The organism is Amycolatopsis sp. TNS106 (assembly GCF_019330265.1).
GTDB classification, from domain to species: domain Bacteria; phylum Actinomycetota; class Actinomycetes; order Mycobacteriales; family Pseudonocardiaceae; genus Amycolatopsis; species Amycolatopsis lurida.
In genome coordinates this window covers 8394367-8411820 of sequence record NZ_CP024972.1, presented here as the reverse complement: position 1 = coordinate 8411820, position 17454 = coordinate 8394367, and the positions used below count along the sequence as shown (strand labels likewise).

The window sequence follows — 17454 nt, the reverse complement described above, 5'->3', positions numbered from 1 at the left end:
CAGCACGAGGTGCCGGCTCGCGGCATTCACGGGGTCAGGCGGTGCAGGTCGCGCGGGAAGAGCGTCGCCTGACGTACGTTGGGCAGCCCGAGCAACCGGGCCGTCCAGCGTTCGAGACCGAGCGCGAAACCGCCGTGCGGCGGCATCCCGTGCGCGAAGGCCGCCAGGTAGTCCCGGTACGGCTCAGTGGGTTCACCCCGCTCCGCCAGCGCGACGACGTAGTCCGCGTGCCGGTGCAGTCGCTGTCCCCCGGTCACCAGTTCCAGCCCACGGAAGAGCAGGTCGAAACTGTTGGAGTACGCGGGCCGCTCCGGGTCCGGATGCGTGTAGAACGGCCGCTTCGCCATCGGATAGCCGGTGACGAACAGGAACTCCGATCCGTGTTCGCGCAGCGCCCACTCCGAAAGCAGCCGTTCGTGCGCGGGCGCTAGGTCGGGTTCGCCCCGCGGGTCCTCTTCCGACAGCCGAGCGATCAGCCCCTGGGCTTCCGCGAAGTGGATCTCCGGAATCTCCTCGGGAACCACGACTTCCGCGTGCGGAACCGCGGCGGCCATCCCGGCGATGGCCTCCCGCAGCACCGCCATGACGTCGTGGTGGCCCTCGATGAAACCCAGTTCGGCGTCGAGGCTGGTGTACTGCGCCAGATGTCGCGCGGTGTTGTGCGGTTCGGCGCGGAAGACCGGGCCGACCTCGTACACCCGCTCGAAAACCCCGACCAGTGCTTGTTTCGAGAACTGCGGGGACTGCGCGAGGAAGGCCCGCCTGCCGAAGTAGTCGATGCCGAAGACGTTCGCCCCGGATTCCGTGGCCGACGAAACGATCTTGGGCGTATGGATTTCCGTGAACCCCAGCCCGTCCAGGACCGACCGGAACCCGGCGACGCTCGCCGCCGCGACCTCGAAGACCTCCTTCAAGCGCGGATGCCGCAGTGCGACGGCGGCGTTGTCCAGCACCGTCGGCAACGCCGCAGGAACCGACGGCCGGTAGAGGTCGAACGGCGGTGGTTCGGCGGGCTCGGAAAGCAGCCCGACGGACGGCTCCGTGAGTTCGAGCCCGCCCGGCGCCTGCGGATTCGCGGTGACGAGGCCCTCGACCTCGACGACGGTTTCTTCGGGTGGGCCACCAGGTTCGGCGAGGACCACCTGGGCGAGTCCGGAACGGTCCCGGATCACCAGGAAGGTGACGGTTTTCAGGCGGCGCCGGCGATGCACCCAGCCGGCGATGCGGACACGGCCGCCGACGTGCCGGGGCAGGTCGGCGGCGAGGACACGCGAGATCATCACAACTCCTGTACGGATGTGCGCGACCCCTTGGGAGTGCGGGCGAGAAGGGAACTCGCGGTACCACCGCACTTTCGCCGCCGCCAGGGAGCGGCGGCCTCGAAGGCCCGTGACGAGGGCCGGACGGCGGGGCATGGGGCGCGGACGCCGTTCCTCCCCGCACTCGGGAGGGTCTTCACCGAAGGGCGCGAGGCCGCCTTTCCAGCTACCGGCGGCTCTCTGGGGCTCGCGTGGTCCTTGGCTACTCGTCTCCGTCAACGCGTTGCCCCGGAGGTTACGTCCCCTCGGGGCGACCCCGCATCCGCATTTCGTCCTCTGCACGCGGTGGTTCGTGGGCCCGACCGCACTTCGCGACCGCACCCTGCACCCGACGTTGCGGACAGCGAGAGGGTGCCGCCTCACTCGTCCCGAATCACCCACGAAATCGGGTGGAGGCGGCCCCCGACGTCCGCCTCCACCCGGGCCACCTAGCGCGTCGGCTGGGTGGAGTTCGACGGCGGCGCCTGGGCGGTCGTGGAAGGCGGCGCCGGGGTGATCTTCGGGATCGCCGCGCTGAACGGCACGTCCGTCCTTTCCAGACAGTAGCTGCGGTAACCGTTGTAGCCGTTGAGGTTTCCGTCGTGGTCCTGGACTCCCCGTTCGAGACGCGGACGCGGATAGCGGTTGTCGTCGCCGATCCTCCGCTTCTCACCCGTGCTCCGCTCGCAGGCGTACCGGGTCGTGCTGAGCGGGCGGCCGTTCTCGTCGTAGAGGTAGATCTCGGTCAGCGGTTTACCCTCGGCGTCGAACGCGTAGATGTTCTCCACGTCCTGGCTGCCGTACGTCAGCTGCGGGTTCCCGTAGCTGTCGTTGTAGCTCGGCCCATAGGAGCCGTTGTAGGAACCACCGCCGTAGGACCGCTTAGCGATCAGGTCGACCGCCGCACCCGCACCACCGAGCATGCTGCCGATGACGAACGCCGAGATCGGCACGGCCAGCCACAGCAGCCGCCGGTCGGCCTTCAGCTTCGGGCCCGCCCAGACGACGGCCACGGCCGCCAGCAGCATCAGCGGCAGGAGAAGCACGGCTTCGGTGTCGCGGAGCACGAGCAGCAGGCCGAAGACGACCAGCACCGCCGCGCACAGCACCCACCACGCCGGTTTGAGCGTGCGGAAGTAGTTCAGCCCCTTGCTGTTCCGGTCCTTCTGGAACGAGGTCGCGATCTCGCGGAGCTTGACCACCTCGGGCAGTTCCGCGATCGGGGCGACTCCCTTCCGGACCACGTAGGCGACGCTGATCGCGAGCACGGGCGCGACGAAAAGCAGGCCCAGCAACGGATCCACCCGGACCCACACCGCGGCGGCGAAGCCGAACAGCGCGAAGCCCCCGACCGAGAACACCAGGCCCCAGAACGCGAACCGCGCCCCACCGATCCCGGTCTTCACCTTCAGCACGGTGGTCTTGTCACCCGCGTCGGCCGGACGCGGCGGGTACCCACCGGACGCCCGCAGTTCGGCGGCATAGCTTTCGGGGCTGCCCAGCCGCTCGATCAGGGCGTCGACCTTGGGGTTGTCCCCCAGTTCCGCCTCCATCTCGGCGAGGTGGGGCCGGACGTCTTCGAGGATTTCCTCGACTTCGCTCTCGGGCAGGTCGGCGAGCGCGCTCCTGACCCTCGCCAGATACACCCGCACGGCGGTCGGATTCTGCGTGCTCATGCTGCCTCTCCCAACAGGCTGTTCATCGTCGTGGCGAAAGTCCGCCAGGTCTGCCCCGACTCTTCGAGCCGCTGGCGACCCGGCTCGTTGAGGCTGTAGTACTTGCGGTGCGGGCCTTCCTCGCTCGGCACCACATAGGACGTCAGCAGGCCTGCCTTGTACAGGCGCCGAAGCGTCCCGTACACCGAAGCGTCGCCCACTTCCTGCAACCCCGCGATGCGAAGTCTTCGAAGCACGTCGTAGCCGTAGCCGTCCTCTCCGCGAAGCACGGCGAGAACGGCGAGGTCCAGCACGCCCTTAAGTAGCTGACTGATCTCCACAGTCGCGTCCCTCCCAGTCTTACGCAACAGAAGGTACCACGCATTGCACAGTAGTGCGCACGGCAGAGGCGACTTGCGCCGACCGGGTGGTTCATGGGTTACTTAGTCCAGTAATGAACCACTGCACCCGGCACGGGTGCACGAAGACTGGGAACGGAGGTGTCGTGCTCGACGAAGGAACACCCCTGTTCGTGCAGATCGCCGAACAGATCGCCGACGACATCGCCGAGGGAAGCCTGGCCGAGGGGGAACGCGTGCCGTCAACCAACGAACTCGCCGCCTTCTACCGGATCAATCCGGCGACGGCGGCCAAGGGAATCAACGTGCTCGCCGATGACGGCCTGCTCGAGAAACGGCGAGGGATCGGCATGTTCGTCGCCGCCGGCGCGCGGCAGAAGCTGCTCACCGATCGGCGGCAACGGTTCGCCGAGCAGTACCTCGACCCGATGCTCAGCGAAGCGCGGCGCCTCGGCATCGACGACGAGACCCTGATCTCGCTCATCCGCGGGAACGGACACCGGAACGGAGGACCCGCCGCATGACGCCGACCATTTCGACCACCGGCCTGACCCGGCGCTACGGCGACCATCTCGCGCTCGGCGATGTCTCGATCGACATCGAAGAAGGCAAGATCACCGGCCTGCTGGGCCGCAACGGCGCGGGCAAGAGCACTTTCCTGCGCATCGTCACCGCGCAGGAGTTCGCCAGTGCGGGCTCGGTCCGTGTGTTCGGCGAGAGCCCGGTCGAGAACGAGCGGGTGCTGAAGCGCCTGGTGCTGGTCCGCGAAGACCAGCAGTTCCCGGATTTCAAGGTGCGGCACGCGCTTTCGGCCGCGTCGTGGTTCTATCCGAACTGGGACGCGGAACTCGCCGACACCCTGCTCCGCGATTTCGATCTGCCGACGAAGCGCCCGATCAAGAAGCTCTCGCGAGGGATGCGCTCGGCGCTGTCCATCACGATCGGGCTCGCGGCGCGCGCGGAACTCACGCTGCTCGACGAGCCGTACGCGGGCCTCGACGCCGTCGCACGCCAGCTGTTCTACGACCGGTTGCTCGATGATTATTCGACCCATCCGCGCACGATTCTGCTCTCCACGCACCTGATCGACGAAGTGGCCGATCTGCTGGAACACGTGGTGATGATCGACAAGGGCCGCGTCGTCCTCGACGCGCCCGCCGACGAACTGCGCGGCTCGGCCGTCACGGTCTCGGGCCCCGCCCTCGCGGTGGACGACTTCGTCACCGGGCGCCGGGTGCTGCATCGCCGCAAGATCGGTTCGCGGGCTTCGGTCACCGTCGCCGACGCGCTCGACGCCGCTTCGAAGGCGAAGGCGAAGGCCCTGCACTTGAAGCTCGAGCCGCTTTCCTTGCAGCAGCTGATGGTGCACACCTCCAACGGACAGACCGCAGAGGAGGCGTCCGCATGAACACCCTGCTCAACGTCGCGCGCTACCACCTGGTGGACCGGCTCCAATACGTCGTCCTCCCGGTCGGCATCACGTTCTTCGCCTTCGGGGTGAACCTCGCGATCTTCTCGCTGCTCCCCGAAACACCGAACGAGAACTACTCCGGCGGCCTGTTCACGCTGTACGTGTTCATGCTCGTCTGCGGCGCCTTGAGCATGACGAAGTCGCTGCCGTTCGGGCTCGCGCTGGGCGTGTCGAGGCGGTCGTACTACTTGGGCACGATCCTGCTGGTCGCCGGTCTGTCCGCGCTGTACGCGGTGGGGATCGTCGTGTTCCAGGCGATCGAGAACGCGACCGGCGGCTGGGGGCTCGGCCTCAACTACTTCCGGGTGCCCTGGCTGCTCGACGGTCCCTGGTACCTGACCCTGCTCACGTCGTTCGTGTTCCTGACGCTGATGTTCGTCTACGGCATGTGGTACGGCCTGATCTACCGGCGCGCCGCGGTGGTGGGTGTCGTCCTGTTCGGCGCCGCGCAGGTCCTGGTGCTGCTGGGCGGCGTGCTGCTGCTCAGCTGGACCGATTCCTGGCCGAAGCTCGGCACGTTCTTCAGCACGCTGACCGTCGGCGGTGTGTCCGGGGTGCTCGCCCTGCTGGTCTGCGTCGCGGGTGCCGGCGGATTCGCCACGATGCGCCGCGTCACGGTCTGAAACCCTTATACACCAAGGAGTTCCGTCATGGCCGTAACTCATGTGGTGCTGTCGGTGCTGCTGGCCGCGATCTTCGCCGTGCTGGGGGTGGCGAAGATCCTGCGTCAGCAGGCGTTGGTCTCCCGGACCGAGAGGCTCGGCTTCTCGGTCCGGGCGATCCAGGGGATCGGCGCGCTCGAACTCGCGGGAGCGGCGGGCCTGGTGGCCGGGTTCTTCTGGCGGCCGCTCGGGGTCGCGGCGGCGATCGGCCTGGTGGCCCTGCTCATCGGGGCGGCGGTCTCCCACGTGCGGGCGGGCGACGGGATCAAGGACGTCGTCCCGCCGGTCTGGCTCGCGCTGGTCTCGGCGGCGGCCGCCGTCACCGCGATCGTCTAGGCGGAACTCGCGTGCTTGAAGGCGTCATACACGAGTTACGCCTTCAAGCACGCGAGTTACGGCTCAAAGCACGCGAGTTGCGGATTCGCGGGCGTGGTCCCGGATGCGTCCGACCACGAGGGATCGCCGCCAGGCTCGCGTGACCTCTGCCAGCCACGCCGCTTCGGTGGCGATGTCCGGCTCGTCGAGGTAGGTCGCCGGAACGTCGTCGGGGGCGTACCGGCGGCCCGCCTCGGCGGCGACGAGCGCGGCGGCCAAGGCCGCGGCCTCGATCGTCGCGGCGATCCGGGCTTCGGGGATCTTCGCCTTGCGTGCTTCGGCTTCCGCGACCGGCGGGACCTCCGGATCGAAGTAGGGCCGTAGCGCGAGATGGCCGTCCCGGATCTCGATGACCCTGCGGTACAAGGCGAATTCGACGCCGCCCGGCATACCGGGGCCCGGATCCAGCGCGATTCCCGGGACAGCTTCGCGCAGCGCGGCCCACAACGGTTCGATCCGGCGGTACGTCCGGTACGCGCCGATCAGCCGGAACGGCGTGGCCAGCGCGGGTCCCCACACACTGAGCGTCGCACCCGCCCCGGCGAGCCCGACGCTCAACGCCGCCAGGATCGCCGAGAAGGTGTCCTCCCCCGCGTCGACCGCACCGGTGGTAGCGAGGATGTAGATGTCGTCGACGTCCCAGAAAGTCCAGCCCAGCGCGGAAACCCCGCCACCGACGAGCAGCCACAACCCGATGCGAAGCGGACCGGGATCGGCATGACGCGCGAAGCGGGCGAAGATGATCGAGAAGGTCAGCAGGCTGATCAGACCGTAGACGAGGAAAAGGACGTTGTACGCGACGAACCAGCCGAGCCCACCCGGCCCGGCGGCCGTGTGCTCGCCGACGCGGTGGCTGCCGGAGAGGAGGAAGAGCACGATTTCGGCGGCCACGACGGCCCAGGACAACCACGCGTGCCACCCGATCCGCTTGCCCTCCCCCAGTTTCAGCGAACGCGCGAACGCGACCGCGAAGGCCATCGCGCCGATCTTGAGGAGGTCGGCCGCCAGGTTCAGGAGGCTCCCGACGGGTTCTTCGACACCGACGGCGTTCTCCATGGCCGGGGTGAGCAGCATGATGCCGCCCGCGATGCACATTCCGAAACCACTGAGGAACCACATCCGCCGCGACGGCTGGGTATGGCGGGCCTGGATCAGCTTGTAGCCGAAGCCCGCGAAGGCCACCACGCAGCAGAAGTACGCGATGGTTTCGGTCACGGCAGACGCCGTTTCCGGCTGCCGAAGAGGTCGTCGACCCTGGCCATCCCTCCGGCGAGATCGCTCCCGCTCTCGTCGGGACGCGGGGCGCCGCGGCCCGACGTCCGCGCGACGCGGCGCGCGAGAAGGCTGGCGAGCAATTCGGCCTCCTGCTCCTCGACGGCGCTGTATCCCGTGCGGCCGAGGACACGGCGGACGAGTTCGGGCGAAAGGTTCGGCATGAGGGTCTTTCCGGCGGCGGCATCGAGCACGATCCCGTCGGCCCCGGCGTCCGAACCGACGTGGCCGCACAGCAGATGACCGACCTCGTGCAGCAGGATATGCCGCCGGTGCAGGGCGGTGGTGTTGGTCGGATAGAGGATGTAGTCCGCGCGCTCCGTGCTCATCAGCAGTCCGCACGGGCCGCTGGAAGGGACGCTGACCTGCATCAATTCGATGGGACGGCCGCGTTCGGCCGCCAGTTCCGCGACGAAGGACTCGGCGTCGAAGGGTTCGGGAAGGCTGACGCCGTCGGCGAGACTCCGGCAGCGGCGCCACAACTCCTTACGACGACGGTCCACTCACGACTCCTTCTTCGGGCCGCCCCGTCCGGATTCCCTGCGGGCGATCGCGTCGATCATGTCGCTGATGGTGTCGAGTCCGTCGGGGGAAAGTGTTACGGCCCGCAGAGCGACGTCGCGGACGCCAGCGTCGCGAAGGGCGCCGAGGAGCGCGAGTTCCTCGGCGATCTTGGCGCTCTGCTCGTCGTCGAAGAAGTACGCGGGCGAGACGCCGAAGAACTGCGCGAGCGCCTCGAGGTGGCGTTTCGTCGGATTGTCCCGGCGCCCCGTGCGCAACTGCCACAGGTACGTCGTCGAGAAGCTTTCGCCGGTCGCCTCGCGGCAGGCCTTGGCGACCTCCTCGTGGCTGTACGGCTCGCGATCGGGTCTCAGCACGATCTGGAACAGCTTGTCGATCTTCTCGGCGAGCGTCGTCTTACCGGGCTCGGTCGCGGCCACCATCCCACTCCCTACATGTCGTGCGCGTTCATGCTAGTTGACGCGGCGCCCACGGCGTACACGACAGTTTTCACCTCACGCGCGGCTTCGGCTGGCACCGCGGGCAGGAGAACGACGAACGGTTCATGAAGGGGTCGCGCCGGATGGCCGTCCCGCACCGGCCGCAGGGCAGCCCTTCCTGGCCGTAGGCGTCGAGCGACCTGTCGAAGTAGCCGGACTCGCCGTTGATGTTGACGTAGAGCGCGTCGAACGACGTCCCGCCGGCGACCAGCGCCTCGGCCATCACGTCACTGGCGGCGGTGAGCACGGCGCGGCCGTGGGCCGTCGTGAGCCGGTCGGTCGGGCGGGCCCAGTGGAGCTTGGACCGCCAAAGCGCTTCATCGGCGTAGATGTTGCCGATCCCGGAGACGAGGGTCTGATCGAGCAGGGCGCGTTTGAGCTCGGTCCGCCTCGACCGCAGCGCGCGGACGGCCTGGTCGAGGTCGAACCGCGGATCCATCGGGTCTCGGGCGATATGCGCGATCGTGCCCGGCAACGCCGTCCCGTCGACCTCGGTGAGTTCCGCGAGCGCCAGCCCTCCGAAGGTCCGCTGGTCGACGAAGCGCAACTCCGGTCCGTTGTCGGCGAAGCGGAAGCGCACCCGAAGGTGCTTCTCGTCGGGTGCGTCATCGGGCTGGACGAGCATCTGGCCGCTCATGCCGAGATGCGCGAGCATGGCCTGGCCGTCGGAGAGCTCCAGCCACAGATACTTGCCGCGGCGGCGGGCGGCGGTGATCTTCACCCCGGAAAGCCGTCCGCTGAAGTCCTCGGCACCGAGTTCGTGGCGGCGGATCGCGCGGGCGTGGAGAACTTCGACCTCGGTGATCGTCCGGCCAGAGACATGCGCCTCGAGCCCGGCACGGACCACCTCGACCTCGGGGAGTTCGGGCATACCGTCGATTCTCCCACCGGCCCTCGCGAGTGGTGAGGACGGCCAGGAACCGATACCGGCAAGCCGAAAGCACGCATCCGCCGACGGGCGGCGGATGCGTGCTGGCGTTACTGAACCGTCCCTACGGTGAGGACTCAGGTCGTCTTCGGCGGCTGGTCCACGCCGAGCTCGGCCGAAAGCTGTCGCCAGGCCGTCTCGGCGGCCTTCTGCTCGGCTTCCTTCTTGGTCGTTCCCGAGCCGTAGCCGAGTTCACGCCCGCCGACGAGGACGGTGGCGGAGAACTCCTTGCGGTGATCCGGCCCGGTGTCCTCGACCTTGTACTCGGGCACGCCGAGCCCGGCCGACGCCGTCAGCTCCTGGAGGCTGGTCTTCCAGTCCAGGCCGGCACCACGCAGCGGTGCCTCGGCGAGCAGGCCGTCGAACAGGTGGTGCACGAGCTTGCGCGCGACGTCGATGCCGTGCTGCTGGTACGCGGCGCCGATGACGGCTTCGAGCCCGTCGGCGAGGATGCTCGCCTTGTCCCGGCCGCCGGTGAGCTCTTCGCCCTTGCCCAGCAACAGATGCTTGCCCAGCCCGCCCTCACCGAGACCGCGCGCGACCCTGGCCAGTGCGTGCATGTTGACCACGCTGGCCCGGAGCTTCGCGAGCTGTCCCTCGGCAAGTTCGGGATGGGTGTTGTAGAGGTGGTCGGTGACGACCAGGCCCAGCACCGCGTCGCCCAGGAACTCCAAACGCTCGTTCGGCGGCAACCCACCGTTCTCATAGGCATAAGAACGGTGGGTCAGCGACAGCGTCAGCAGCTCGGGTTCGATCGTGATCCCGAGAGCTTCGAGCAGTGGTGCGGGGTCCGCGGGTGGTCCACCGGCAGCTTTGCCCCCCATGTCGTCGGCTGCCGATCAGGCGGGCTCGACGACCTGGCGACCGTTGTGCTGGCCGCAGGCCGGGCACGCGATGTGCTGGAGCTTCGGCTGCTTGCAGGCGCGGTTGGAGCAGGGCACCAGCTGAACCGGAGCCGCCTTCCACTGGCTGCGGCGCGCGCGGGTGTTGGATCGCGACATCTTCCGCTTCGGGACGGCCACGAGTAGATCTCCTTCAGACGGTCTGCCCGCGGTCGCGAGCGAACTTGCTTCTCCGGAACGAGCTGGTGCTCGTCAGGCTTGCTTTCCGGGGCCATCGGCCTGGTCATCGCCCGTTTCGTCATCGAAACGATCGACCAGCGCGGCCCACCGAGGGTCTATCTTCTCATGCCCGTGACCGGGCTCGAGATCGGCCCACTTGACACCGCATTCGATGCACAGTCCCCGGCAGTCCTCGGCGCACAGCGGGGCCAGCGGCAGCGCCAGCACCACCGCGTCACGGACCGTCGGCTCGAGGTCGATCCGGTCGTCCACCAGGCGCGGGATCTCGTCCTCGTCGGTGGTCTCCTCGGTCGCGGAACCGGGGTAGGCGAAGAGCTCGGTCAGGTCGACCTCGACGTCCTCGGTGATCGGGTCGAGGCACCGCGAGCAGTGCCCCGTCGCGACGGCGGACGCCGTGCCGCTGACGAGCACGCCCTCGACGACGGACTCGAGGATCAGGTCGAGTTCGAGGGTGGAGCCGGCGTCGATGGTGATGACGTCGGGCACACCGAGCGCGGTCTCGACGGGGATCGAGCGTTGGACGGCCTTGCTCAGGCCGGCATGACGGCCGAGTTCGCGGGTGTCGAGCACCCACGGGCTCCGGTCGTCCAGTTGCGCAGGCCTGGCCTGCGGCGACTTGTTCTCAGACATCGGTCACCAGGGTACGCAGGCCCCGCCACTCACTTTCGGGCGCGGTCGGTGAAGTCCGTGAAGGGGGCCTTCACGGACTTGAGCGATCAGGACTGGTAGTCGTACAGCGACGTCCGGCTGTTGCCCGGCAGATTGACCGGGGACCGCAGGTGGTTGCGCCCGGAGTCGACCGTCCGCAGCGTGGTCGCCAGCAGTTCGGAGAACTCGGCCAGCTTCCCGTCGACGTAGGCGTCGCAGTCGCCGCGCTGCTTGTCGGCCTCGACGTGCGCCTCGTCGACGATGCGGGCCGCCTCGCCGTGCGCGGCCTGGACGACCTCGGTCTGGGCCACGAGCCGGGCCTGTTCGGCGCGGCCGTCCTCGATGGCGCGCTCGTAGGCGTCCCGGCCTGCCTGGATCATCCGCTCCGACTCGGCGCGGGAGCGGTCGGTGAGGTTCTGGAACTCGGCCTGCCCGGCGGCGACCATGCGCTCGGCCTCGGCGTGCGCGTCGCTCATCATCTGCTCGGCGCGGGCGCGGGCGTCGGCGAGGATGCGCTCGGCCTCGGCCTGCGCGTCGGCGACCGTGCGGTCGGCCTCGGTGTTCGCCGTGGTGATCGTCTCCGCCGCTTCGGTGCGGGCGGTCTGGATCAGCTGATCACGTTTGTCCAGGACGTCCTGGGCGTCGTCCACCTCGCCCGGCAGCGCGTCGCGGATGTCGTCGAGCAGTTCCAGGGTGTCGCCCCGCGGGACGACACAACTGGAGGTCATCGGCACGCCGCGGGCTTCCTCCACGATGGTGACGAGCTCGTCCAGCGCCTCGAAAACCCGGTACACGGCCCACTCCCTACCTACTGCTACAGCGATCCCCACATTCCCTGAGATCAGTTTGCCCTCATCACCGCCGTAAGGGGTGAAAGCGCGCGGTACCGGGCGTGTCCCCGCCGGTACCGCGCGCCACCTACCGCAGGGTGAGGCCGGGATCCGTGACCAGTCTGATCAGCTGGTCGTCGGACGACGGCGAGCCACCGTCGACCGCGCTGTCCGTCACGGTCACGGACGTGCCGTCGGCCCGGTACACGACCGCCCCGCGGGTGGCCTCGACTTCACCGGGAGGCAGTGACGGGACGATCCCGGAGAGGACGACGGTGCTTCCGTCGGCTTGGGGCAGCTTCACGCAGTCCACTGGTTCCCCGCTCGTCACGCCGGAGATGTCCGCGTCGAGCCCGGCGAGGGCCTTTCGTCCCGGCTTACAGCTGTCTTCGAGGGAGAAGCCCAGCTTGGCGGCCTCGGTACCGCTGATCGTGATGACGAGGGCGCGGGTGAAGCCGCCGGCGTCCCGATACCCGGCCGTGGCGACGAGGACGTCCCAGTCGTTCGCGGTCCGCAACTGGTGGATGGAGCGGACCTGAATGTCTCTGGCCCCGGTGAGCACGGTGGGCAGCGTGGCCGTCAGATGCCCGGTGATCCGCGCTTTCTGAGCCGTCAGATTCACCTTCGGCGATACCGGTGGCTTCGCTGGAACGGCCACCGAAGAGGTCGGCACGGCCGGTGGCACCGAAGGATCGTCTCCCGGCGCCACGAACACCACCGCCGCCGCGATCACCGCCAGCGTGGCTCCCCCCGTCAGCGCCACCGCCCGCCGGTTCCGCGACTTCTTCGCCGCCGTCACGGCGACCTCGTCCGGGTCGAAGCCGAGCGGGGGCTCGGCGAGTGTGATCCCGCGCAGCCTGTTCTCGAGTTCGTCCATCACGCGCTCCTCCCGGAGACAGCCTCGTCGTGCTGTCTCTGCAGGGCCGCGCGGAGGACGTCGAGCCCCCGCGCGGCCTGGCTCCTGACCGTCCCTTCCGAACAGCGCAGCGCGACGGCGACCTCCGCGGCCGGCAGATCGGCGCAGTAGCGCAGCACGACGGCGGCGCGCTGTTTCGGGGGAACTTCGGCGAGGGCGCGAAGCAGCGAATCCGAGATCCCGGCGGTCGCCGGGGCCGCGGGCTCTTCGGGGACGACGCCGTCGCGGTTCTCTCTGCTCCGCCATGGTCGTCGCCGCTCGTCGAGCCAGCAGCGCATCAGGATCTGCCTCGTGTAGTTGTCGACGGGCCCTTTCCGGCGGACCTTCGGCCAGACCCGGTAGAGCTTGATGAGCGCGGTTTGGACCAGATCCTCCGCGAGATGCCAGTCGCCGCAGAGCAGGTACGCCGTCCGCCTGAGCGGTAGCGCCTTGTCCCTGGCGAACTCCCTGAAGCTCGCATCGTCCCCAGACCGCATCGTGCCTCCTCGTCCGTGTTCCGGTGTATCTCACGGATGAGGAGGCACGAAATGTTGCACGGACGGATCAGCCGGCGAGATTCACCAGCTTGAAGGTCGTGTAGCGGTCAGGCGTGTAGACGATCTCGCCGCCCTTCCCGGAGATCACGCGGTCGCTCGTGCCCACCGGGAACAGCTGGTAGTAGCCTGCGGCACACGACGGCAGCACACCTTCGCGGTTCTCGTAGACCGTTCCGGTCGCGCCGCCGCGGGCCTTGTCCACCACGGACTTCGCGGCGGAGGACAACGTCGAGTAGCCGACCTTCGCGAGTTTCGAGGTGTCGCCGCATGACGGCGCCGGAGTGCCGCCGGCGTCGATCACGGAGAAGGTCTTGTAGTGGTCCGCGGTGTAGAAGTGCTCACCGGCGTTACCGGTGACGATGCGGCGCGCACCGCGATCGGGCGAGCCCGGGGTGGGGACCGTGTACTCGCGGTAGTAGCCCGACGCGCACTTCGGGAGGATGTTCTCCCGGTTGGAGAAGACCGTGCCGTCCTTGTCCGGATACGGGAACGGGCCACCCTTCTGGATGAGGTTGTAGGTCGTCGTGGCCTCGGCGGGCAGGGACGACAACGACACGTGCTTGAACCCGGTGAGATCCCCGCACGGGTTCTGCTGGATCGAGACGGGGGCGGCCGTGGCCTGCGCGGCACTCAGCCCACCGCTGAGCCCGCTGAAAAGAGTGACAAGCAGAACGAGCACTGCGGATGTGACCCGCGATCGTTTGTTGGTCATTTTCGGACCGTAACCCGATCGTGTATTCACCAGAAGGCGCCGAGATGAACTCTTCATCGCCGCCCACCAGCGCCCGACCAACGGCTTCGGCCGTTCGGGTCAACCTCGGTCGGAGTACTTCTCCGAGAGGCGTTTGAACACTATCGGCGGCACCAGGTGCTCGATGTCGCCGCCGAGCGCGGTGACCTCTTTGACCAGCGAGCTCGACACGAACCCGTACGCCGGGTTGTTGGCCATCAGGAGCGTTTCGAGCCCGGTCAGTTCGCGGTTCATCTGCGCCATCTGGAGCTCGTAGTCGAAGTCGCTGACCGACCGCAGCCCCTTCGCGACCGCGATGATGTCGTTCTCGCGGCAGTAATCGACCAGGAGTCCCTGCCACGAGTCCACGCGCACGTTCGGCAGCTTCGCGGTGATCTCGCGAAGCATGTCCATCCGCTCCTCGGTGGTGAACAGGCCCTTCTTGCTCTTGTTCACCCCCACCGCGACGACGACCTCGTCGAACAGCTTGGCCGCCCGCTCGATGATGTCGAGATGTCCATTCGTGGCCGGGTCGTAGGACCCGGGACAGACCGCACGCCGCATGGCGCGGACGCTACCAAGGCGAGGAACCTCCTGCGTGTTCTGCGCGTTCTGCGTCACACCTGATATTCGGCCCAGTAGAGCGCGGTGTCGCCGTAGCGTTTCGTCCGCATCGGCTCGAAGCCCGGCGGCCAGTCCGGCTCGCCGTCCCGCGCGGCCCGCTCGATCACCACGAGCGCGCCGTCCGTGACCCATCGGCCTGCCGCGAGCGCGGCCATGACCTCCCCCAGACGGGTGGAATCCACAGCGTAGGGCGGATCGGCGAGGACGATGTCGAACGTTTCCGGCGCCGGAGCGGCCACGACGGACTCGACGGCCCCGGCCCGGACCGCGCCGCCGAGCCCCAGCGCGGCGACGTTCCCTTTGAGCACTTCGACCGCGCGCCGGTCCGACTCGACGAACAGCGCGCCGGACGCGCCACGGGACAACGCCTCCAGCCCGAGCGCGCCCGAACCGGCGTAAAGGTCGAGGACCTGGGCCCCCTGCAGCTCGCCGGCGACCTCCAGCGCGTTGAACAGCGCCTCGCGCACGCGTTCCGACGTGGGCCTCGTGCCCTTCGGCGGGACCTTCAGCCGCCTGCCGCCCGCGGTCCCCGCCACGATCCTGGTCATGGGTGCATCGTGCCTCAACGCCTCCCATCGTGACGTTGGCCGGGACTTGGTGAAGCCGCCGCCCAGCTCGCGTAGAGTCGTCCTTCGCCCTCGGAGGCGATAGAAGCGTTTAGGAGCGTTGCGTGTCCGAACCTCGGGTCAGACGGGCCGAGATCGCCATCGAGCAAGCCCATGTGGACACCGTCTACACCCGGCTCGCCGAATTGCGAGCCCAGGCTGAGGCCATGCGTACCAAGGGCTATGAGATCGGCCATGGCGCCGGGCGGGAAGCTATCTTCGAGCAGGCGTCCATGCTGTTCGAACGGGACATGATGGTGTACCACGCCAATCAGACCCTGCAGACCCTCGACGCGGAGTACGAGGGGCTGGTGTTCGGCAGGCTCGACCACCTCGACAACGACCACATCTACGTGGGCCGTCTCGGCATCCGCGACGCCGAGTTCGACAACCTCGTCACCGACTGGCGCGCGCCCGCGGCCGCGGCGTTCTACCAGGCGACGGCCGAGGAGCCGATGGACGTCGTCCGGCGCCGGGTGATCCGGTGCTCGGGCCAGACCGTGCTCGACGTCGACGACGACGTCCTGATCGCCGACGCCGTCCCCGACGGCATGCAGATCGTCGGCGAAGGCGCGCTGATGGCCGCCCTCGGGCGTTCGCGTGGCGAGAAGATGCGGGACATCGTCGCCACCATCCAGAAGGAACAGGACGAGGTCATCCGGGCGCCGTGGCGCGGGGTCACGGAGATCACCGGCGGTCCCGGCACCGGCAAGACCGCGGTCGCGCTGCACCGCGCGGCGTACCTGCTCTACCGCCACCGCCGCCAGCTCGGCGGCGCGGGCGTGCTGGTGATCGGCCCGTCCGGGGTGTTCACCAGCTACATCTCGCGGGTGCTGCCGTCGATGGGTGAGACGAACGTCGAACTCCGCGCGCTCGGCGAGGTCCTCGACGGTCTCGAAGCGACCCGTCAGGACGCGGCTCCGCTGGCGGCGATCAAGGGGTCGCTGCGGATGCGCAAGATCCTGCTGCGCGCGCTGCGGGACACGCCGGAAGACGCGCCCGAGGACATGAAGATCGTCTACCGCGGCGAGGTGCTGCGGCTCAACGCGCGCGAGCTCGACAAGGTGCGCCGCAAGGTGCACACCGCGGGCGGGCCGCCGAACCGGTCGCGGATCCGCGCCGCCGAACTGCTGCTCGACGCGCTCGCCGCGAAGGCCGAGCAGCACGCGAAGGACGACGGCCGTCAGATCGACAAGGCCGAGCTGATCACCGAACTCGGGGAGCGCATCGAGTTCCACCGGTTCCTGGTGGTCTGGTGGCCGATCCTGTACCCGGCGCAGATCCTGCGGTGGCTCGGCACCGAGAAGCGCCTCGCGTCCGCGGCGAAGGGCCTGCTCAACCGCGGCGAGATCAGCATGCTCGCGGCCGATTTCGCCGACCGCTCGCGCGGCTGGACCATCGCGGACATCGCGCTCCTCGACGAGCTGCGCGTCCTGATCGGACCGCCGCCGAAGAGCCGCCGGACCCGCCAGAGCGTCGAGGTCAACCCGGAGCGGGGTGGCGCTCCGACCCGGCCCGAGCACTACGACGAGTACTCGCACGTGGTCGTCGACGAGTCGCAGGACCTCTCGCCGATGCAGTGGCGGATGGTCGGGCGGCGCGGCAAGTACGCGAGCTGGACCGTGGTCGGCGACCCGGTGCAGAGTTCGTGGCCGGATCCGGCCGAGGCCGCGATGGCGCGGGACCAGGCCTTCGGGCTCAAGACGACCCGGCGCCGGTTCACCCTGCGCACCAACTACCGGAACTCGGCCGAGATCTTCGACTTGGCCGCGAAGGTCGTCGCCGGGCACGCGGAAGCCGACGAGCTTCCGCGCGCGGTGCGGCAGACCGGCGTCACGCCGGAGGTCCGGCCCGTCGAGGCCGCCGGGCTGGAGGCGGCGACGCAGGCCGCGGTGAAGGAAATGCTGGGTGTCGTCGAAGGCACCGTGGGCGTGATCACCGCCATGGACCGGGTGCCCGAGGTCGAAGGCTGGCTCGACGGGCTCTCGGACGAGCGGCTCAAGGTCGTCGGCAGCCTCGACTCCAAGGGCCTCGAGTACGACGCGGTCGTCCTGGTGGAGCCGAACGACCTCATCACGGAGTCGACCACCGGACGCCGGGTGCTGTACGTCGCGCTGACCCGCGCGACCCAGCAGCTGACCGTCTTGGCGTCCAACCCGGACTGGATCCCGGCCGCCTGATCACGCGTGTCGTCCATCTGATCACGCGAGTTACGCGCCTGATCACGCGAGTTACGCCCCTGATCACGTGACTTACGTGTGCCTCGACGGACGACTCACGTGTCTGGACGGACGACACGCGTGACCAGATGGACGACTCACGTGCTTGGGCGCGCGACTCACGTGCTTGGGCACGTAACTCGCGTGATTGGGCGCGAAAAAGCTGAAGGGCTCCTTCAGGACACTGGTGAATGCCCTGAAGGAGCCCTTCAGACCCCCGGTGAGTGAACGATGTGGGGACGC

General features: G+C 68.6%; 21 protein-coding genes. 5 read left to right on the top strand and 16 right to left on the bottom strand.

Annotation, left to right across the window (positions count from 1 at the left end; all coding sequences use genetic code 11):
- Positions 1-26: 26 nt before the first annotated feature.
- From aspS to CVV72_RS39050, 3 genes are all read right to left on the bottom strand, one after another.
- On the bottom strand, positions 27-1280 hold the full coding sequence (aspS, locus tag CVV72_RS39060) for an aspartate--tRNA(Asn) ligase (protein ID WP_219149587.1): 1254 nt from the start codon (positions 1278-1280) through the stop codon (positions 27-29).
- A gap of 467 nt (positions 1281-1747) precedes the next feature.
- Positions 1748-2974, bottom strand: a complete 1227-nt coding sequence (locus tag CVV72_RS39055) for a DUF1700 domain-containing protein (RefSeq protein WP_219149585.1) — start codon at positions 2972-2974, stop codon at positions 1748-1750.
- Positions 2971-3294, bottom strand: a complete 324-nt coding sequence (locus CVV72_RS39050) for a PadR family transcriptional regulator (RefSeq protein WP_034323457.1) — start codon at positions 3292-3294, stop codon at positions 2971-2973. Before CVV72_RS39050 ends, CVV72_RS39055 begins: the two co-directional genes overlap by 4 nt.
- Positions 3295-3458: 164 nt before the next feature.
- On the opposite strand from CVV72_RS39050, the gene CVV72_RS39045 reads away from it, so the two are divergent.
- The 4 genes from CVV72_RS39045 to CVV72_RS39030 are packed head-to-tail and all read left to right on the top strand — an operon-like array spanning position 3459 to position 5781.
- Positions 3459-3836: a GntR family transcriptional regulator gene (locus tag CVV72_RS39045; protein WP_034323460.1), complete on the top strand. Its 378-nt coding sequence runs from the start codon at positions 3459-3461 to the stop codon at positions 3834-3836.
- Positions 3833-4720: an ABC transporter ATP-binding protein gene (locus CVV72_RS39040; protein ID WP_219149581.1), complete on the top strand. Its 888-nt coding sequence runs from the start codon at positions 3833-3835 to the stop codon at positions 4718-4720. The genes CVV72_RS39045 and CVV72_RS39040 overlap by 4 nt, the downstream gene beginning before the upstream one ends.
- On the top strand, positions 4717-5406 hold the full coding sequence (locus tag CVV72_RS39035; RefSeq protein ID WP_219149579.1) for an ABC transporter permease: 690 nt from the start codon (positions 4717-4719) through the stop codon (positions 5404-5406). Before CVV72_RS39040 ends, CVV72_RS39035 begins: the two co-directional genes overlap by 4 nt.
- Positions 5407-5433: 27 nt before the next feature.
- On the top strand, positions 5434-5781 hold the full coding sequence (locus CVV72_RS39030) for a DoxX family protein (protein ID WP_219149577.1): 348 nt from the start codon (positions 5434-5436) through the stop codon (positions 5779-5781).
- A 63-nt stretch (positions 5782-5844) separates the two neighbouring features.
- Here CVV72_RS39030 and CVV72_RS39025 read toward each other — a convergent pair whose 3' ends face one another.
- From CVV72_RS39025 to rsmD, 13 genes are all read right to left on the bottom strand, one after another.
- On the bottom strand, positions 5845-7035 hold the full coding sequence (locus CVV72_RS39025) for an MAB_1171c family putative transporter (protein ID WP_219149575.1): 1191 nt from the start codon (positions 7033-7035) through the stop codon (positions 5845-5847).
- A complete protein-coding gene (locus CVV72_RS39020; RefSeq protein ID WP_219149573.1) occupies positions 7032-7595 on the bottom strand; it encodes a hypothetical protein in 564 nt (187 codons plus the stop codon). Before CVV72_RS39020 ends, CVV72_RS39025 begins: the two co-directional genes overlap by 4 nt.
- Positions 7596-8036, bottom strand: a complete 441-nt coding sequence (locus CVV72_RS39015) for a helix-turn-helix domain-containing protein (protein WP_034323476.1) — start codon at positions 8034-8036, stop codon at positions 7596-7598.
- 67 nt (positions 8037-8103) lie between these two features.
- Positions 8104-8964 carry a bifunctional DNA-formamidopyrimidine glycosylase/DNA-(apurinic or apyrimidinic site) lyase gene (gene mutM, locus CVV72_RS39010; protein ID WP_219149571.1) on the bottom strand — a complete coding sequence of 287 codons (861 nt, stop codon included), beginning with the start codon at positions 8962-8964 and terminating at the stop codon, positions 8104-8106.
- A gap of 134 nt (positions 8965-9098) precedes the next feature.
- Positions 9099-9845 carry a ribonuclease III gene (gene rnc, locus CVV72_RS39005; RefSeq protein WP_219149569.1) on the bottom strand — a complete coding sequence of 249 codons (747 nt, stop codon included), beginning with the start codon at positions 9843-9845 and terminating at the stop codon, positions 9099-9101.
- A 15-nt stretch (positions 9846-9860) separates the two neighbouring features.
- The gene (gene rpmF, locus CVV72_RS39000) at positions 9861-10043 is read right to left on the bottom strand and encodes a 50S ribosomal protein L32 (RefSeq protein ID WP_005160412.1); all 183 of its coding nucleotides are present in this window, start codon (positions 10041-10043) and stop codon (positions 9861-9863) included.
- A 72-nt stretch (positions 10044-10115) separates the two neighbouring features.
- Positions 10116-10733 (bottom strand): DUF177 domain-containing protein, encoded by a 618-nt coding sequence (locus tag CVV72_RS38995; RefSeq protein WP_219149567.1) that lies wholly within the window; start codon positions 10731-10733, stop codon positions 10116-10118.
- Positions 10734-10819: 86 nt separating this feature from the next.
- Positions 10820-11545, bottom strand: a complete 726-nt coding sequence (locus tag CVV72_RS38990; RefSeq protein ID WP_034323487.1) for a DivIVA domain-containing protein — start codon at positions 11543-11545, stop codon at positions 10820-10822.
- Between the two features lie 124 nt (positions 11546-11669).
- On the bottom strand, positions 11670-12458 hold the full coding sequence (locus tag CVV72_RS38985; RefSeq protein WP_219149565.1) for a hypothetical protein: 789 nt from the start codon (positions 12456-12458) through the stop codon (positions 11670-11672).
- A complete protein-coding gene (locus CVV72_RS38980) occupies positions 12458-12973 on the bottom strand; it encodes a SigE family RNA polymerase sigma factor (RefSeq protein WP_219149563.1) in 516 nt (171 codons plus the stop codon). Before CVV72_RS38980 ends, CVV72_RS38985 begins: the two co-directional genes overlap by 1 nt.
- 67 nt (positions 12974-13040) lie before the next feature.
- Positions 13041-13745 (bottom strand): ribonuclease domain-containing protein, encoded by a 705-nt coding sequence (locus CVV72_RS38975; RefSeq protein WP_219149561.1) that lies wholly within the window; start codon positions 13743-13745, stop codon positions 13041-13043.
- A gap of 99 nt (positions 13746-13844) precedes the next feature.
- Positions 13845-14327: a pantetheine-phosphate adenylyltransferase gene (coaD, locus tag CVV72_RS38970; RefSeq protein WP_126733550.1), complete on the bottom strand. Its 483-nt coding sequence runs from the start codon at positions 14325-14327 to the stop codon at positions 13845-13847.
- A gap of 53 nt (positions 14328-14380) precedes the next feature.
- Positions 14381-14935 (bottom strand): 16S rRNA (guanine(966)-N(2))-methyltransferase RsmD, encoded by a 555-nt coding sequence (gene rsmD / locus CVV72_RS38965; RefSeq protein ID WP_034323500.1) that lies wholly within the window; start codon positions 14933-14935, stop codon positions 14381-14383.
- A 122-nt stretch (positions 14936-15057) separates the two neighbouring features.
- Here rsmD and CVV72_RS38960 point away from each other — a divergent pair, with 122 nt between their 5' ends.
- A complete protein-coding gene (locus CVV72_RS38960; protein ID WP_219149559.1) occupies positions 15058-17172 on the top strand; it encodes an AAA family ATPase in 2115 nt (704 codons plus the stop codon).
- Positions 17173-17454: the final 282 nt, after the last annotated feature.

What these genes read in the sequence shown, in the direction of transcription:
- CVV72_RS38985 (WP_219149565.1), bottom strand. Translation starts at nt 12,458, where the DNA reads ATGGACGAACTCGAGAACAGGCTGCGCGGGATCACACTCGCCGAGCCC.
- mutM (WP_219149571.1), bottom strand. Translation starts at nt 8,964, where the DNA reads ATGCCCGAACTCCCCGAGGTCGAGGTGGTCCGTGCCGGGCTCGAGGCG.
- CVV72_RS39055 (WP_219149585.1), bottom strand. Translation starts at nt 2,974, where the DNA reads ATGAGCACGCAGAATCCGACCGCCGTGCGGGTGTATCTGGCGAGGGTC.
- CVV72_RS38980 (WP_219149563.1), bottom strand. Translation starts at nt 12,973, where the DNA reads ATGCGGTCTGGGGACGATGCGAGCTTCAGGGAGTTCGCCAGGGACAAG.
- CVV72_RS39035 (WP_219149579.1), top strand. Translation starts at nt 4,717, where the DNA reads ATGAACACCCTGCTCAACGTCGCGCGCTACCACCTGGTGGACCGGCTC.
- rnc (WP_219149569.1), bottom strand. Translation starts at nt 9,845, where the DNA reads ATGGGGGGCAAAGCTGCCGGTGGACCACCCGCGGACCCCGCACCACTG.
- coaD (WP_126733550.1), bottom strand. Translation starts at nt 14,327, where the DNA reads ATGCGGCGTGCGGTCTGTCCCGGGTCCTACGACCCGGCCACGAATGGA.
- CVV72_RS39015 (WP_034323476.1), bottom strand. Translation starts at nt 8,036, where the DNA reads ATGGTGGCCGCGACCGAGCCCGGTAAGACGACGCTCGCCGAGAAGATC.
- CVV72_RS38995 (WP_219149567.1), bottom strand. Translation starts at nt 10,733, where the DNA reads ATGTCTGAGAACAAGTCGCCGCAGGCCAGGCCTGCGCAACTGGACGAC.
- rsmD (WP_034323500.1), bottom strand. Translation starts at nt 14,935, where the DNA reads ATGACCAGGATCGTGGCGGGGACCGCGGGCGGCAGGCGGCTGAAGGTC.
- CVV72_RS38975 (WP_219149561.1), bottom strand. Translation starts at nt 13,745, where the DNA reads ATGACCAACAAACGATCGCGGGTCACATCCGCAGTGCTCGTTCTGCTT.
- aspS (WP_219149587.1), bottom strand. Translation starts at nt 1,280, where the DNA reads ATGATCTCGCGTGTCCTCGCCGCCGACCTGCCCCGGCACGTCGGCGGC.
- CVV72_RS39030 (WP_219149577.1), top strand. Translation starts at nt 5,434, where the DNA reads ATGGCCGTAACTCATGTGGTGCTGTCGGTGCTGCTGGCCGCGATCTTC.
- CVV72_RS39040 (WP_219149581.1), top strand. Translation starts at nt 3,833, where the DNA reads ATGACGCCGACCATTTCGACCACCGGCCTGACCCGGCGCTACGGCGAC.